This is a genomic window from Spiribacter vilamensis, assembly GCF_004217415.1.
Lineage (GTDB): Bacteria > Pseudomonadota > Gammaproteobacteria > Nitrococcales > Nitrococcaceae > Spiribacter > Spiribacter vilamensis.
The window spans coordinates 1429091-1443233 of the sequence record NZ_SHLI01000001.1 but is presented as its reverse complement, the minus strand read 5'-3'; the positions used below and the strand labels follow the sequence as shown (position 1 = coordinate 1443233).

Here is a 14143-nt window from a genome sequence, read left to right as displayed (position 1 = left end):
CCCATATGGAGGGGTCTGGCATGGAGGATAGGCCGTGAAGGCGCATGTACGCTGGCTTGACGGGATGGCATTCGAGGCGGAATCGGGCAGCGGTCACCGACTAACGGTGGATGGGCCGCCGGACCTGGGCGGTCGCGATCGGGGGCCGAGACCGATGGAGTTGCTGCTCGAGGGGCTGGGCACATGCTCGGCCGTAGACGTGGTGTACATCCTCCAGCGCGGCCGCCATCCGGTGACGGGCTGCGAGGTGGATATCGACGCGAGCCGGGCCGACACCCCGCCCAAGGTCTTTACCGGCATTCACCTGCATTTCCGCGTCAGTGGCGACGGTCTCAAGGATGCCGCGGTCGCCCGTGCGGTACAATTATCGGCCGAGAAATACTGTTCCGCCACGATCATGCTCGCCGAGGCCTGCGAGGTGACGCACGGCCATGAGGTGGTCGATGCAGGCGAGGCCAGTGATGGCTTGTCGCGTTAACGGCCTTTCTGTACACTTTGGCATCTTAATTCGGGGGCATTGGCTTCGGAGATACAGCACCCATGAAAACGTTTAGCGCCAAAGCCGAAAACGTCCAGCGCGACTGGTACGTTGTCGACGCCGCCGGCAAAACACTCGGAAGACTCGCCTCGGAAATCGCATTCCGGCTACGGGGCAAACACAAGGCGGAGTTCACGCCGCACGTCGACACGGGCGATTACATCGTCGTCGTGAACGCCGAGCAGGTGGAAGTGACCGGCCGGAAGGCCGAGCAGAAGATGTATCACCGGTTCACGGGATACGTCGGTCACATGAAGGCGATGAACTTCGAGACCCTGATCAGGGATCATCCCGAGCGCGCCGTCGAGTTCGCCGTCAAGGGTATGCTCCCGAAGAACCGTCTTGGCCGCCAGATGCTGAAAAAGCTCAAGGTTTACAGCGGTGGCGAACACCAGCACCACGCCCAGCAGCCCCAGGCGCTGGAAATCTGATTCGGAGCGACGATAACCGATGGCAGTTCAACAGTATTACGGGACCGGCCGGCGCAAGAAATCGTCGGCACGCGTCAATATGCGCCCCGGCAAAGGCACGATTACCGTCAACGGCAGGCCGCTTGACGAGTACTTCGGCCGCGAGACCGCACGCATGGTCGTCCGCCAGCCGCTCGAGCTCACCGACACCAAGGAAAAGGTTGATATCAAGATCAGCGTTTTCGGTGGCGGCTCCAGCGGACAGGCGGGCGCCATCCGTCATGGCATTACCCGGGCACTCATCAACTACGATGAGGAGTTCAAGCCGAGCCTGCGCAAGGCCGGTTACGTGACGCGCGACGCCCGCATGGTCGAGCGCAAGAAGATCGGCCTCCACAAGGCGCGGCGCGCGACGCAGTTCTCCAAGCGCTAAAAGGTTTTTGGGGGATCGTCTAGCGGTAGGACTACGGACTCTGAATCCGTCAACCCAGGTTCGAATCCTGGTCCCCCAGCCATCCATAAAGGACCCCGCCAAAGGCGGGGTTTTTTATGGATAAGTGAGTGCCAGGGTTCGAAGCTGGAAGGTTCGACAGCGAGCGGAGCGGACTGCTGCTGAAGCGACAGCATGTAGCTAACTTGAGCTATCCTTGTTACGTTCTTCTGTCCTGAGTCGGAGGGTGATATGAGTGTAAAAACCGACACATTCGGTAGCGTGCAAGTCAGCGGTGATGACGCCGACCGGCTGAATAGATACGTTCGTGAGGAAAATCAGCCTAACGCCAGCTCTCGCGGTGCGGTTCAGCGTGCGCGTAAGCTGATCGCAGATCGAAGTGCGAGCGGCACAAGAAACTTAAAGGTTAGAGTTAAGGTTACCGGGCAGTAAAAGCCATTCGATCATATGAGTCAGGATGAAGACGGCAGCCAACAAGAGCTGGAAATCCGTCAGATCAATTCCGACGACAATACGAAGTCCTTGTCGCTCGGCGATCCCGAGTTCACGCCCCTGAAAGCTTTCCTCAAGAACGAAGCTGCGGATTTTCATCGCCGAAATGTGGCCAAGAGCTACGTTGCAGTCGATGAAAGTCATCGCGTGCGCGGATACATTACCCTTATATGCAGCCAGGTCCAGATTGCTCAAGCGCACCATCGCCCTGAGGGCAATAAAGGCCCGATTGCCTACAAATCCCTTCCTTCGATCAAGGTTGCCCGGCTTGCAACGGACAAGCGATACCAGGGGAGCGGTCTTGGACGAAGTCTCCTGGATCTGGCATTGGCAATCGCGCTCGGCGACATCATGCCAGCGGTCGGGTGCCGTTTCCTCGTGGTGGATGCCAAGAAACCGTCTGTTGGCTTTTACTTGAAATACGGATTCACGCCTATCCAGGAAAACTACGAGGATGAGGACAGTCCAGTGTTGTTCCTGGATCTCCATCCTTTCGTCTGATCGGAACAGCGAAAACACATTGGTTTTACAGGGAGCGGAGCGGACTGAACGATGAAAATCGAACTCTATGGCGTGCTCCGCGAGGCAGCGGGTACCGAGACCGTTAATCTTCCAATCGAGACGCCCTGCCGTATCGCCGATGCGCTGGATGTGCTGGTCGGCGAGCACCCGGCTATTGAGGATCACCTGCCCCGGGTCGCCTGTGCCGTGGATGACGAACTGCGTACCCGGCAGGACACCGTTCACGACGGTGAAACCCTGGTCCTGTTGCCGCCGGTCAGTGGCGGCTGATTACGTTCTACGCTCGCCCCTTCGCGGTCGATAAGCGGTATGCTGTCGGGTTGTGCATGAAAGCCGCCCGGAGCGAACGCGTTGACCGACTCCCTCACGGAATGGATCTCGACAAATGGTGAGGCCGCTATCTGGGCGGACTTCCCGCGCGAGTCGCTGGAGGCCGGCGAGCAGCTGATCCAGGCGCGTGCGGTGCTCGACTGCAGCCCCGGCGGGCAGGGGTTCTTCGCCCGCGTCCAGGCCGATCGCCGTCACATCCACTCCGTGGATATCCGGGTCCACCCGCTGCCCTCGCACCGGCCGGTGACAACGCTCTGCAGCTGCCCGGCGGGGGGCGGTTGCGGGCACGCCGTCGCGGCGATCCTCTACTACCTGGGGCGCACGGCGCCGGCCGGCATGATCCGCGCCAACCCGGCGATCTCGCAGTGGCTCGACCGGGCCCGACGCCTGGCGGCCGACAACAATGCGAAAAACGCCTCGGCGCCGCGGGGCGAGGCGCTGATCTACCTGCTCGATCGCGATGCCAATGGTCAGCTGACGGTCACGCCGCAGCGCGCCCGGCTGCGCCGCCGGGGTGGCTATGGCCGGCTGCTGCCATTCGCCGGTGTCCGACGGGCGCCGGAGGGGATGCTCACGGCGGCGGACCGTCGCCTGTTGCGGCTGCTCCCGGAGAACGGCTGTCCGGTGGCGCCCGACGACGTCCACTTCCTGCTCCAGGCGCTGGCCGCCACCGATCGCGCCCACTGGCAGCGTCCCGAGGCCCCGGCCATTCACGAATCCGCGGCAATCAACGGCGGCTTCCGGTGGCAGTCCCTCGCGGATGGCAGCCAGCACCTGGCCGTCGACGCCGGGGCGCAGCGCCTCGCCCTGACCGGCCATCCGCCCATCTGGCTGGCGCCGGAGGAAGGCACCTTCGGTGTCATCGATACCGGGGTTTCGGCGGCGCTCGTCGCCCAGTTGCAGGCCGGCCCGGTGGTCCCGCCCGAAGAGGTGCCGGCGGTGGCCGAGGCACTCAGCGCTGACAGCCTGCCCATTCCCGCCCCCGAGGCGCCCCGGCGTCGACGTATTGATGACGTCCGGCCCACGCCGGTCCTGCGTCTGACCCGCCTCGGCGACCCGAACCGCGCCACGCGTGACGAGCGCGGCGAGGCGATGGCCGAGCTGCACTTCGACTATGCCGGTCATCGGGTGGATGCCGGGACCGGTGGCTCATGGCTGTCGGTGTTCGAGGCCGGCGAGATCCGGGACTACCGCCGCGACATCCCGGCGGAATCCCGGGCCCGTGAGCGACTGGCGAAGGCCGGGCTGCATGCCACGGGCACCATGGCCGAGGGTCGCCTGGTACCGGATCACACCCGCGACTGGCGGAAGTTCGTGGTCGAGACCGTCCCCGAGCTCGAGGCCGAGGGCTGGCGGGTGACGGTGGAGCGCGGCTTCCCTTGGCGGCTGGTTACCCCCGATCAGTGGCAGGCGCAGACCCGCTCACAGCCGAGCCAGCCGGGCTGGTTCGGGTTCGGGCTCACCATCGAGGTGGAGGGCGAACGGCACCCGGTCATGCCGCTGCTGCTCACGCTCATCCGTGACAACCCCGAGGCGATGGCGACCCGTCACCTCGACGCCATCGATCCCGACAGCAGCCTGCTCGTGGACCTGGGGGATGGCCGCCTCGTGCCGATCCCGGCGAGCCGGCTGATCCCCATGCTCAAGGGGCTGACCGAGCTCTATGACCCGACCACGCGGCTACGCGACGGCCAGCTGATCCTGCCGACCAGCCGCGCCGGTGTCCTTGATGACCTGGAGCAGGCGGATGGCAATGCCCTGCAATGGCGGGACGAGGCCGATCTGCGCCGGCTCGGCCACGCGCTCAACCGGGATGATCCCCAATCGGAGCCGCCGGCCACGCCGCCGGGGCTCGAGGGGGCGCTGCGTCCCTACCAGCGCGAGGGTGTCGGCTGGCTGCAGCGGCTCGCGCGGCTGGGACTCGGCGGGGTGCTGGCGGACGACATGGGGCTTGGCAAGACGCTGCAGATCATCAGTCACCTGCTGATCGAAAAGGCTGCCGGGCGGACCCGGGCCCCGAGCCTGGTAGTGGTACCGACCAGTCTGCTGTTCAACTGGCAGCGCGAGGCGGCGCGCTTTGCCCCCGGACTGCGCGTGCTGCGGTTGCATGGCCCGCAGCGGCACGCCGACTACGCCCGCCTGGGCGATCAGGACCTGGTGCTCACCACCTACAGCCTGGTGGTGCGCGATATCGAGCGCCTGCAGGCACAGCCCTGGCACCTGCTGGTGCTCGATGAGGCGCAGGCGGTGAAAAACCCGCGGGCCCAGGCCGCCCGGGCGGTCCGAACGCTCTCGGCCACCCAGCGGCTGAGCCTGACCGGGACGCCGCTGGAGAATCATCTCGGCGAGCTCTGGTCGCAGTTCGATTTTGTCGCGCCGGGACTGCTGGGCACGGCCGCGTCGTTCAAGCGGGTCTACCGACGCCCCATCGAGGACGACGGCGACGACAGCCGCCTGGCGGCGCTGCGCGACCGGGTGGCGCCGTTCCTGCTGCGACGGACCAAGGGGGCGATCGCGGAGGAGTTGCCGGCCAAGACCGAGATCCCGGTCTACGCCGAGCTCGGCGGTGATCAGCGCGCGCTCTACGAGCAACTGCGCCTCGGCCAGGAGCCCCGCGTACGCGAGGCGCTGGCGCGACCCGACCAGCCGCAGAGCCGCGTGCAGATCCTCGACGCCCTTTTGAAACTGCGCGAGGCCTGCTGCGACCCGCGCCTGGTGCGTGATGCGCCACAAACCGCCCATGGCTCCGCGAAACTCGACCGACTGCTGGCGCTTATCGACGACCTGCGTCAGTCCGATCGGCGCATCCTGGTGTTCTCGCAGTTCACCCGCATGCTCGCCCTGATCGGATCGGCGCTGGAGGCCCGGGGCATGACCTACGCGAAGCTGACCGGTGAAACCCGCGATCGCGAGCGGGAGGTGCAGCGCTTTCAGGATGGCGAGGTACCGATCTTTCTCATCAGCCTCAAGGCCGGCGGGACGGGACTGAACCTGACCGCGGCGGACAGCGTGATCCACTACGACCCCTGGTGGAATCCGGCGGTGACGCGCCAGGCCACCGACCGGGCCCACCGCATTGGCCAGGATCAGCCGGTGTTCGTCTACCACCTGTTGACCCGGGATACGGTGGAAGACCGCATCATGGCCATGCAGCGCGACAAGGCCGAGCTGGGCGAGCGGCTGCTGGAGACGGGGAGCACGAGCGGCTCGGGCGAGGCGCTGGATGCCGAAACCATCGAGACGCTGTTCGCGCCCCTCGGCGGCGAGGACCCCGCCCGGGAGTAAGCGTCAGGCGCGCCGTAACAGCCGCCAGAGCCGGCCGTCGATCACTGCGAGGCCCACGAACAGGATGCCCAGGCCGAGGAATGCCGTGGAGCCGAGGCGCTCGTCGAGGAACACCGCCCCCAGCGTGATGGCCGAGACCGGCACCAGGAAGGTCACCAGCGACATGTTGTTGGCGCCGGCCGAGGCGAGCAGCCGGAAATAAAGCAGATACGCGAACGACGTGGAGACCAGCGAAAGGCCCAGCAGCGCACTCCAGCCCGATAGTCCCGGCGAGAGCGTCCAGGGCTGATCCACGATAAACGCCACCGGGATCAGCCAGACCGTCGCCGCGCTCAGCATGTAGGCGGCGTTGACCAGCGAGGAGGTGTCCTTGAAGCGGCGGCCGTAATGCACCGCGAAGCCGTAGCAGATCGTCGCTCCCAGTACCGAGAGCTGGCCGAGACTGTAGGGATCGAGTTTGCGCAGCAGGTCGGGGCCCAGCAGCACCGCCACCCCGGTAAACCCGAGCAGGATCCCGATCGCCCGCCCCGGCGTCAGCCGCTCGTCGCTGCCGATTATCAGCCCCACGAGCATCGCCCAGATCGGTGTCATGGCATTGATGATCGAGGCAAGACCACTGGGGATCTGCGTCTGCCCCCAGACGATGAAGGAAAACGGCATGGCATTGCTGATCAGGCCCAGCAACAGGTAACGCCGTACCAGGGTGGCGTTGAAGGGAAGCGTTACGCCGCGCAACCGCGCAATCACCAGCAGCGTGACGGCCGCAAAGCTCACCCGCCCCAGCACCACCGTGAACGGCGGCAGGGTCTGCAGCGCCAGTTCGAAGAAGAAAAACGATCCACCCCAGACGGTGGACAGGACGATGAGGAGTAACCAGTCGCGGGCGTTCATGGATGCGGAGCCTAGGATGAAGAGGTCACAACGTCCAGTACAATCCGGTCCGAGCATTCAAATAGCGTAGTGGAGCCTTGCCATGACCGATGCGGAGATCCCGCTGGAGACACAACTCAATACCGAGACCGGCCGTGTGCGCTGGAGCGAGCTGGAACGCCACTTCGCGCGGGGCGTCGTAGTGCGCGTGGACGCTGGAATCGACCTGGTGGCCGTCGCGGCGGCCTTCGTGCGCGATGACGAGGCGACGGTGATGGAGTGGATGACCGCCGGGCAGGTCCGGCGGGCCGAGGCCGAGGATGCACGGGACTGGGTGTCCCGCGATCCCGATCTCTGGGCGGTGGTCGCCGCCCCCTGGGTGCTGGTTCAGGAGCCGGTGGCGGCCTGATCGCGCATCCGGTTGCCGAACAGCGTCTGCGCCTTCTCCAGCTTGGGGTCGATGACCATCTGGCAGTAGGGCATCGGGGCGTTCTGCAGGTAGTAATCCTGGTGATAACCCTCGGCCGGGTAGAAGCGCTCCAGTCGCGTGATTTCGGTCACGATCGGGGCGTGGAAGGCCCCCTCCGTGGTCAGCCGCTGGATATGCGCGTCGGCGGTCTGGCGCTGGTCGTCGTCCTCGTACAGCACGATGGACCGATACTGCGGGCCCACATCCGCGCCCTGCCGGTTGGGCGTGGTCGGGTCGTGGATGGCGAAGAACACCGCTAACAGGGTGTCGAAATCGATCACCGCCGGGTCGTAGTCCACCTGGACCACCTCGGCATGACCCGTGCGGCCGGTGCAGACACTGCGGTAGTCCGGGTTCGGGGTCTCGCCGCCGGCATAGCCCGACGTCACCGAGTTGACGCCGTCGAGGCGCTGGAACACCGCCTCGATGCACCAGAAGCAGCCGCCGCCCAATGTCGCTGTCGCCATTTAATCTTCCTCCGTTGTCGGGTTGGCGAAGGCCTGGCCATGGCCTTCCATATGCGCCTGATGATCGTGCTGCAGCGCCCATTTCACCGTCGGAAACGCCAGTTCGTCCCAGGGCAGCTCCGAGTAGTGGAACAGCCCCACTTCCTGCGATTCCGGGCCCGCCTCGACGTGCGGGTCGGTGAGCACGGCGCGATAGATCAACTGGACCTGGTGAATGCGTGCCAGGCTGTAGACCGCGAGCAGCCCGGTGAGTTTGAGATTGGCCCGGGCCTCCTCGTAGGCCTCGCGGCAGGCGCCGGCCTCGGCGGTCTCGTTGAGCTCCATATAGCCCGCCGGCAGCGTCCAGTAGCCGATCCGCGGCGGGATGGCGCGGCGGCATAGAAGGATGCGTTCATCATCGGCCCGCGCGACCACGCCGACGACAATGCGCGGGTTTTCGTAGGCGATGAAGCCGCATTCCGGGCAGGTCGCCCGCTCGCGGTCATCGCCGTCGGGAACACGGTAGACGCGTGGCCCGACGCTCGGGTCCTCGGAGTCGCTCATAACGGAATCTCTTGCACGAATGTAGGTCCCTGAGAATACCAGAGGCATCGCTGGAATCGACGCCTGCGCCTCTGTCACTCTAGGCGGACAACCTTGTAACGGAGCCCACCCCCATGGCCGATATTGCCTTCGAGTCGCTGAGCCGCTGGTATGGTGAGGCGCCGCGGCGGACGGTCCTCGATCGCGTCTCCGGCACCATCCACGCCGGCGAGTTCGTGGTGGTGGTCGGCCGCAGCGGCTCGGGCAAATCCACGCTGCTGAACCTCCTCGGCGGGCTCGAGACGCCCAGTGACGGCGTGGTGCGCATCGGCGGGACCGATATCGCCGCCCTCGGTGATCGCGCCCTCACGGCGCTGCGGCGCCGGCGCATGGGCTTCGTGTTCCAGGCCTACAACCTCATTCCCACCCTGTCGGTGGGCGACAACCTGCGTCTGCCGCTGAGCCTCAACGGCCTGGCGGATGACGGCCGGGTCGAGGAATGGCTCGAGCGCGTCGGCCTTGGCGGGCGGAGCGGCGACTGGCCGGACCGGCTCTCGGGCGGCGAGCAGCAGCGCGTCGCCATCGCCCGGGCGCTGATCCACGCGCCGGATTTCATCCTCGCCGACGAGCCCACCGGCAACCTCGATCTGGAGAATGCCGAGCGCATCGTCTCGCTCCTCGACGGGCTCTGCCGGGCCGAGCGGCGCACCCTGATCATGGTGACCCATGCCCAGGAGGTGGTGGGCCTCGCCGATCAGCTGCTCACCATCCGTGACGGCCGCCTGGTCGACGCCGAATGAACCGACTGATCGGGCGCATCGGCCGGGCCGACCTGCGACGCCACCCCCTGCAGACCGGGCTCGCCATGCTCGGGGTCGCCATTGCCGTGGCGGTGGTGGTGGCCGTGGACCTCGCCAATCACTCGGCGCGGGAGGCGATGCGCGTCTCCCTCGAGTCGGTCACCGGCAGCGCCACGCACCAGATCGTCGCCGGGCCCGAGGGGGTCGACGAGCGCCTCTACCCCCGGCTGCGTACCGAACAGGGACTGCGCCAGGCGGCGCCCATCGTGCAGGGCGGCGTGGTCCGTGCCGACGATACCCGGCGATCGCTGACCCTGCTGGGCGTGGACGCCTTTGCCGAGGGTGGCTTCCAGCGCCCGCTCGGTGGCGCCAACGACCTCGGCGACGCCTTTAACGCCCTGATGCTGCGCGACGATGCCGTCGTGGTCGGCCGGGGCGAGGCCGAGCGCTTGGCGGTGGAATCCGGGGATTCGATGGATCTGCTCATCAACGGCGAGCGCCGGCAGGTGACCGTGGTCTCGGTGGTGGACGATCCCGACGACCAGGCCCGCGGGCTGTTACTCACCGACATCGCCGCGGCGCAGCAGCTGCTGGGCCAGCTGGGGCGGCTAGACCGCATCGATCTGATCATGGATGACGCGCGGGCCCAGGCCCTGGCCAATGATCTGGGCGACGGCGTGCGGATCGTGCCCGCGGCCGCCAGCGCCCAGTCCGTGTTGCAGATGAGCCAGGCCTTCCATATCAACCTGACCGCGCTGTCGCTGCTGGCGGTGGTGGTCGGGGCGTTCCTGGTGTTCAACACCCTGAGTTTCCTCGGGGTCCGGCGTCGGGCGACCATCGGCATCCTGCGGGCCATGGGCGTACAGCGCCGCGAGATCATGGGCCAGATGCTCGGCGATGCGCTTTTTATCGGCATCATCGGCACGCTGGCCGGCCTGGGCCTCGGGTTCGCGCTGGCCCACGGACTGGTGGGCCTGGTCCTGCAGACGGTTAACGATGTCTATTTCGAGCGCGCCGCCGGCGAGCTCATGCTCTCGCCCTGGAGCCTGGTGGCGGGCCTGCTGGTGGGGCTGGTCGGCTCGGTGGTGGCCGCCCTGGCGCCGGCGCGGGAGGCCGCCGCCACGCCCCCGCGCGCGGCACTCTCGCGGGCCGACCTGGAGCAGCGCGCCCGGCAGCTCGCCCGTCGCGGCGGAATCGCGGGTGGCATCACGCTGGTCGCCGGCGCGCTGGTCATTGCCCTGAGCGAGGGGCTGGTGCCGGCATTCGTCGGGCTTTTCGCCCTGATCCTCGGCGCGGCGTTCCTCGCGCCGGTCATTATCCTCGGCGTCGGCGCGGCCCTGCGGCCGCTGATGCGCGGCCGGCCGGTGGGCAGCCTGATCGTCGAGGGGGCCGTGGCCTCGCTGAGTCGTACCGGGGTGGCCGTCGCGGCCCTGTCCGTGGCGGTGGCGGCGGTGATCGGCGTGGCGGTGATGATCGCGAGCTTCCGCGCCAGCGTCGTCGACTGGCTGGAGGGCTCGCTGGCGGCGGATTTCTACATCTCGGCGCCGGCGACGCTGGCGGACGCCGAGGCCGACCGCCTCGGTGCCCTGAACGGCGTGGACTTCGTCAGTCGCTCGCAGTGGTATGACCTCCCCACCGCCGATGGCCCGGTCACGATCTGGGCGCTGGAGCTCCCCGCGGAGCGCGCGCCGCAGGTGGACATCCGCCGTCCCGAACCCGCTACCGCGCTCGACGCCTACGCCACCGATCAGGCGGTGCTGATCAGCGAGCCCTTCGCCGCCCGGCGGTCGCTGGCGCCCGGTGACACCCTAACCCTGCCGGTGGGTAGCGAGTCCGTCGATCTGGAGGTCGCCGGGGTCTACCGCGACTACGCCTCGCCCACCGGCGCGGTATTGATGCGCCGCGCGCTCTACCGCGATCTCTACGAAGACGACGGGCTGGCCGGGATCGGCGTGCATGTTACCGATGCCGCCGATCGCGATGCCCTCATCCCGCAGCTGGAGCAGTCGCTCGCCGGGGTCCCGGGGGCCCGGGTCACCGACAATGCGGCAGTGCTCGAGCAGTCGCTGCGCATCTTCGACCGCACTTTCGCCATTACCGAGGTGCTGCGCTGGCTGGCGGGGCTGGTGGCGTTCGTCGGCGTCATCTCGGCGCTCATGGCGCTGCAGCTCGATCGCCTGCGCGAGTTCGCGATGCTCCGTGCCGTTGGGCTGAGTCGTGGCGGGCTCGCCGGACTGATCGGCGGGCAGAGCGGCCTGCTGGGGCTCATCGCCGGGCTCTGGGCGGTGCCACTGGGCGTGCTGCTGGCCGGGCTGCTGGTATTTGTCATCAACCGCCGGGCCTACGGCTGGACCATGGGCTTCGAGCTGCAGGTGGGGCCGGTGGTCGAGGGCGTTTTGCTGGCGGTGGTCGCGGCGCTGCTGGCAACGCTGTACCCCGCCTGGCGGGCAACACGGCTGCAAATCGCCGCCGGACTCAAGGGGGAGTGATGCGACGGATTGATGCCGGTCTGATGGGATTGGTGGGGCTGCTGATCGGGGCGGTAGTGATCGGGGTGTTCCGCTTCGGACTGCCGGGTAGCGAGCCACGCCCGGCGGCGCAAAGCCTGGCCGCGGCAATGGGGCCGAGCGATGATGCCGATGCCTATGCCCGGGTGACGGGACCGCGAGCGCTGTCCTTTCCCGCGGACCACGGCGCACATCCCGACCATCGCACCGAGTGGTGGTATTTCACGGGTAATCTCACGAGCGAATCCGGTGACGATTACGGCTTCCAGCTCACGCTGTTCCGGACCGCGCTGGCGCCCGAGGCGAAAGACCGCCCCTCCGACTGGGCGACCCGCCAGGTCTGGATGGGGCATTTCGCCGTGACCGACCTCGCCCGCGGCGAGCATCGCGCCGCCGAGCGCTACCAGCGCGGGGCCCTGGGGCTGGCCGGTGCCACGACCCGCCCGGTGCGGGTGTGGATGGATGACTGGGAGATCCGCAGCGACGATCCGGACACGCTCTTCCCGCTCACGATCAAGGCCGACGATCCGCAGACGGGTATCGCCGTCGATCTGGCCATCGACGCCGCCAGGCCCCATGTCCTGCAGGGCGACGCCGGCTACAGCCAGAAGGGCGAGGACCCTGCCAATGCCTCGCGCTACTACTCCTACACCCGGCTCGCGGCCGAGGGCGAGGTGGCATTCGCCGACTCCACCGCGTCGGTCACCGGCAGCGCCTGGCTGGATCGGGAGTGGAGTACGAGCGCCCTGGATGCCGATCAGGCCGGCTGGGACTGGTTCGCCCTGCAACTCGAGGACGGCCGCGATCTGATGGTCTACCGGTTGCGACGTAACGATGGCGAGACCGATCGCCACTCGGCGGGGATCCTCGTCGAGCCGGACGGCAGCAGCCGCACACTCACCGCCGAGGATTTCCGCCTGACCGCCCAGCGTTACTGGACGAGCCCGCGGACCGGTTCACGCTATCCGGTGGCCTGGGAATTGCGTCTGCCCGAAGAGGGCATGACGCTGGTGGTGGAAGCGCGGCTGGACGATCAGGAAATGCCCACCACCGTGCGCTACTGGGAGGGTGCCGTGGCGGTGGAGGGCACCGCCAGCGGCGTCGGTTACCTGGAGATGACCGGCTACTGAGCCTCGTCGCCGCCGGTCTGCTCCTCCCACTCATCCTCGACATCGATGGCGCCTTCCTCGAGGGCCTCGATCATCGCGTCCACACCGCCGTCACGTCCCGCTGCCGACTGTAGTGCGTCGCGGAAGACCAGCAGGATGCTGATGCCGCTGGTCTCGATATCGAACACCCGCCAGCGATCATCGCGCTTGTAGAGCTGGATGCGCAGCTTGAGGCTGTCGATCCCCGGCCCCTCGGCCAGTGCACTCACAATCGCGCGATTGTCCTTCTCGCTTACCAGGCGCAGGTCGACGCTGCCGCTCTCGGCGAAGTCGGCGGCATCCTCGGCATAGCGCTGCAGCGCGCCGGCGTAGAGATTGGCGACACGATCGGCGAGCGCCTCGGCGAGTCGCTCGATGTCCGCCGGGTCGGCGGTACGTGCGGCGGGCCCCATCGCAAAGCGCGCCATCAGCAGCGTGTCCACATAGGGCCGGACCTGGTCATTGAAGATTGCGACGGCGGCGTCCCGGTCGGCGGCCAGGGTCTCCTGACGCTCGGCGATGCTGTTGAGCGCATCGGTTACCACGTACTCGACGACGGCTTCGGGCGTCTCGGGGGTGTTGTCCTCGGCCGACGTCGTGGCGCCGACGGTCGTCCCCAGCATGAGGAGGGCGGCCGCAACGAGCGCTTGCAGCGTCGGCAGCAGGTTATCAGTTCGGGTCATGGGCGATCTCCAGCAGGTGATTGAGATACTCCAGTCGCAGCCGCGACATGCGGATGCGCTCCGCGAGCCCCGGGTCGGGATCGGGCAGGATTTCCAGCAGATCAGCATGGAAGAAAACACCGAAACTGTCGATGTAGTGCAGATGATGATTGCGGTCGAGGACGAGGTTGTCGATGCCGTAGAGGTCGAGCACCCGATCCTCCTGTCGGTACCAGCGCTCGGCGGTGGCGATGAAATGCGCCAGGGCGTCGCGCAGGCGTTTGTCCCGGGCGATCATGGGCGCGAGGTCGGATTCGTTGCCCGGGTTGGCGACGTCGAACCAGCGCCGGATGTTGGGCGCCATCGCAATCACGCTCTCCTCGCCATCGATGCGGGTGCGCACGAACACCGTCGGCGGGACGATGCCGCCGAGGGCCTCGCGCAGGCGCCGGTGATCACGGTTGAGGATCTCGACCTCGCGGGCCGGCGTGCGGCTGCGCGAGACCTTGATGACCCGATCCAGTGTCTGGCGCTCGCCATCGCGGAAAACGCTACCGCTGCTGCGCCAGACCTCGCAGTGATAACCGGCATCGGAGATCAGCGTGGCCGGCAGCCGGTCCGTGCGCAGGCAGGCGATGCGATTGTCGATGCGGTCGTCTTCGCGTGCCAT

General features: G+C 67.2%; 15 protein-coding genes and 1 tRNA gene. 11 read left to right on the top strand and 5 right to left on the bottom strand.

Going from position 1 to position 14143, the window contains the following annotated elements:
• Nucleotides 1–34 precede the first annotated feature (34 nt).
• The 7 genes from EV698_RS07225 (at nucleotide 35) to EV698_RS07195 (ending at nucleotide 6028) form a co-directional block, all read left to right on the top strand.
• Nucleotides 35–478, top strand: a complete 444-nt coding sequence (locus EV698_RS07225) for an OsmC family protein (RefSeq protein WP_130503417.1) — start codon at nucleotides 35–37, stop codon at nucleotides 476–478.
• 62 nt (nucleotides 479–540) lie between these two features.
• Nucleotides 541–969 carry a 50S ribosomal protein L13 gene (gene rplM / locus EV698_RS07220; protein ID WP_130503416.1) on the top strand — a complete coding sequence of 143 codons (429 nt, stop codon included), beginning with the start codon at nucleotides 541–543 and terminating at the stop codon, nucleotides 967–969.
• Nucleotides 970–988: 19 nt separating this feature from the next.
• Nucleotides 989–1381: a 30S ribosomal protein S9 gene (gene rpsI / locus EV698_RS07215; protein WP_130503415.1), complete on the top strand. Its 393-nt coding sequence runs from the start codon at nucleotides 989–991 to the stop codon at nucleotides 1379–1381.
• An 8-nt stretch (nucleotides 1382–1389) separates the two neighbouring features.
• Nucleotides 1390–1463: transfer RNA gene (locus EV698_RS07210), tRNA-Gln, on the top strand.
• A gap of 383 nt (nucleotides 1464–1846) precedes the next feature.
• Entirely contained in the window at nucleotides 1847–2392 is a 546-nt protein-coding gene (locus tag EV698_RS07205) for a GNAT family N-acetyltransferase (protein ID WP_130503414.1), read from the top strand.
• Between the two features lie 51 nt (nucleotides 2393–2443).
• Nucleotides 2444–2683 carry a MoaD/ThiS family protein gene (locus EV698_RS07200; RefSeq protein WP_130503413.1) on the top strand — a complete coding sequence of 80 codons (240 nt, stop codon included), beginning with the start codon at nucleotides 2444–2446 and terminating at the stop codon, nucleotides 2681–2683.
• 81 nt (nucleotides 2684–2764) lie between these two features.
• Nucleotides 2765–6028 carry a DEAD/DEAH box helicase gene (locus EV698_RS07195; RefSeq protein WP_130503412.1) on the top strand — a complete coding sequence of 1088 codons (3264 nt, stop codon included), beginning with the start codon at nucleotides 2765–2767 and terminating at the stop codon, nucleotides 6026–6028.
• Nucleotides 6029–6031: 3 nt separating this feature from the next.
• Here the strand turns inward: EV698_RS07195 and EV698_RS07190 are convergent, their stop codons facing one another.
• Nucleotides 6032–6919: a DMT family transporter gene (locus EV698_RS07190; protein WP_130503411.1), complete on the bottom strand. Its 888-nt coding sequence runs from the start codon at nucleotides 6917–6919 to the stop codon at nucleotides 6032–6034.
• An 82-nt stretch (nucleotides 6920–7001) separates the two neighbouring features.
• Here EV698_RS07190 and EV698_RS07185 point away from each other — a divergent pair, with 82 nt between their 5' ends.
• Nucleotides 7002–7307, top strand: a complete 306-nt coding sequence (locus tag EV698_RS07185) for a DUF2288 domain-containing protein (RefSeq protein WP_130503410.1) — start codon at nucleotides 7002–7004, stop codon at nucleotides 7305–7307.
• Here the strand turns inward: EV698_RS07185 and msrA are convergent.
• Together msrA and EV698_RS07175 are read right to left on the bottom strand one after the other, a co-directional pair.
• A complete protein-coding gene (gene msrA, locus EV698_RS07180; RefSeq protein WP_130503409.1) occupies nucleotides 7286–7834 on the bottom strand; it encodes a peptide-methionine (S)-S-oxide reductase MsrA in 549 nt (182 codons plus the stop codon). The two genes, EV698_RS07185 and msrA, sit on opposite strands and share 22 nt — an antisense overlap.
• On the bottom strand, nucleotides 7835–8377 hold the full coding sequence (locus EV698_RS07175; RefSeq protein WP_130503408.1) for an NUDIX hydrolase: 543 nt from the start codon (nucleotides 8375–8377) through the stop codon (nucleotides 7835–7837).
• 113 nt (nucleotides 8378–8490) lie between these two features.
• Here EV698_RS07175 and EV698_RS07170 point away from each other — a divergent pair, with 113 nt between their 5' ends.
• From EV698_RS07170 to EV698_RS07160, 3 genes are read left to right on the top strand one after another with little or no spacing between them, the layout of a single operon-like run.
• The gene (locus EV698_RS07170) at nucleotides 8491–9156 is read left to right on the top strand and encodes an ABC transporter ATP-binding protein (protein WP_130503407.1); all 666 of its coding nucleotides are present in this window, start codon (nucleotides 8491–8493) and stop codon (nucleotides 9154–9156) included.
• On the top strand, nucleotides 9153–11645 hold the full coding sequence (locus tag EV698_RS07165; RefSeq protein ID WP_130503406.1) for an FtsX-like permease family protein: 2493 nt from the start codon (nucleotides 9153–9155) through the stop codon (nucleotides 11643–11645). The genes EV698_RS07170 and EV698_RS07165 overlap by 4 nt, the downstream gene beginning before the upstream one ends.
• On the top strand, nucleotides 11645–12793 hold the full coding sequence (locus EV698_RS07160) for a lipocalin-like domain-containing protein (RefSeq protein WP_239016229.1): 1149 nt from the start codon (nucleotides 11645–11647) through the stop codon (nucleotides 12791–12793). The genes EV698_RS07165 and EV698_RS07160 overlap by 1 nt, the downstream gene beginning before the upstream one ends.
• On the opposite strand, the gene EV698_RS07155 is transcribed toward EV698_RS07160, so the two are convergent.
• A complete protein-coding gene (locus EV698_RS07155) occupies nucleotides 12787–13494 on the bottom strand; it encodes an MlaC/ttg2D family ABC transporter substrate-binding protein (protein ID WP_165385750.1) in 708 nt (235 codons plus the stop codon). The two genes, EV698_RS07160 and EV698_RS07155, sit on opposite strands and share 7 nt — an antisense overlap.
• Nucleotides 13481–14143: a hypothetical protein gene (locus tag EV698_RS10310; RefSeq protein WP_165385749.1), complete on the bottom strand. Its 663-nt coding sequence runs from the start codon at nucleotides 14141–14143 to the stop codon at nucleotides 13481–13483. Before EV698_RS10310 ends, EV698_RS07155 begins: the two co-directional genes overlap by 14 nt.

Coding starts and splice junctions, on each gene's coding strand:
- rplM (WP_130503416.1), top strand. CDS start 541: ATGAAAACGTTTAGCGCCAAAGCCGAAAACGTCCAGCGCGACTGGTAC.
- rpsI (WP_130503415.1), top strand. CDS start 989: ATGGCAGTTCAACAGTATTACGGGACCGGCCGGCGCAAGAAATCGTCG.
- EV698_RS07205 (WP_130503414.1), top strand. CDS start 1,847: ATGAGTCAGGATGAAGACGGCAGCCAACAAGAGCTGGAAATCCGTCAG.
- EV698_RS07200 (WP_130503413.1), top strand. CDS start 2,444: ATGAAAATCGAACTCTATGGCGTGCTCCGCGAGGCAGCGGGTACCGAG.
- EV698_RS07190 (WP_130503411.1), bottom strand. CDS start 6,919: ATGAACGCCCGCGACTGGTTACTCCTCATCGTCCTGTCCACCGTCTGG.
- EV698_RS07185 (WP_130503410.1), top strand. CDS start 7,002: ATGACCGATGCGGAGATCCCGCTGGAGACACAACTCAATACCGAGACC.
- msrA (WP_130503409.1), bottom strand. CDS start 7,834: ATGGCGACAGCGACATTGGGCGGCGGCTGCTTCTGGTGCATCGAGGCG.
- EV698_RS07175 (WP_130503408.1), bottom strand. CDS start 8,377: ATGAGCGACTCCGAGGACCCGAGCGTCGGGCCACGCGTCTACCGTGTT.
- EV698_RS07170 (WP_130503407.1), top strand. CDS start 8,491: ATGGCCGATATTGCCTTCGAGTCGCTGAGCCGCTGGTATGGTGAGGCG.
- EV698_RS07165 (WP_130503406.1), top strand. CDS start 9,153: ATGAACCGACTGATCGGGCGCATCGGCCGGGCCGACCTGCGACGCCAC.
- EV698_RS07160 (WP_239016229.1), top strand. CDS start 11,645: ATGCGACGGATTGATGCCGGTCTGATGGGATTGGTGGGGCTGCTGATC.
- EV698_RS07155 (WP_165385750.1), bottom strand. CDS start 13,494: ATGACCCGAACTGATAACCTGCTGCCGACGCTGCAAGCGCTCGTTGCG.
- EV698_RS10310 (WP_165385749.1), bottom strand. CDS start 14,143: ATGGCACGCGAAGACGACCGCATCGACAATCGCATCGCCTGCCTGCGC.